Below are 454 nucleotides of genomic sequence, written 5' to 3'. Positions count from 1 at the left end.
TAGCGCGTGCGGCGTTCGCCGCATCGCGGGTGGCGCGGGCCTGGTCCAGTTGCGCGCGCGACACGTATTGCGCCCCGGCCAGGGACGCATAGCGGCGATAGCTGGCCTCGGCTTCGTCGGCGCTGGCCGTCGCGGCACGCACTTGCGCCTGCGCACTGGCCACACCGGCGCGCTGTTCCACTGCGCTGAGTTGCAGCAGCACCTGGCCGGCGGCGACCCGGTCGCCCACGTCCACCGCGACGCTGCGCACGCGCCCGCCGGTCTGCGCACTCAGATCGGCGTACTCCACCGCGGTCACGACGCCGTCCCAGGAGCGCGATGCCATCGCCGCGGGCTCCACCGGCACGGTCGCCAGCGCCGGCAACGGCGGCGGCGCGAGGCTTTCGGCGTCATGGCGACAGCCAGCGAGCGCCAGCGCCGCGAGCGCCACGAGCGCGCCCACCAGGGGCGCGCG

1 protein-coding gene is annotated in these 454 nt (G+C 76.0%); it reads right to left on the bottom strand.

Annotation, left to right across the window (positions count from 1 at the left end; translation table 11 throughout):
• On the bottom strand, positions 1–430 hold a 430-nt coding region (locus D183_RS0116515; RefSeq protein WP_232757296.1), incomplete at its 3' end, for an efflux RND transporter periplasmic adaptor subunit.
• Between the last annotated feature and the right edge of the window lie 24 nt (positions 431–454).

Origin of the sequence: Xanthomonas sp. SHU 199, assembly GCF_000364665.1 — a bacterium.
Lineage (GTDB): Bacteria > Pseudomonadota > Gammaproteobacteria > Xanthomonadales > Xanthomonadaceae > Xanthomonas_A > Xanthomonas_A sontii.
This window is presented reverse-complemented; position numbering and strand designations above follow the sequence as displayed.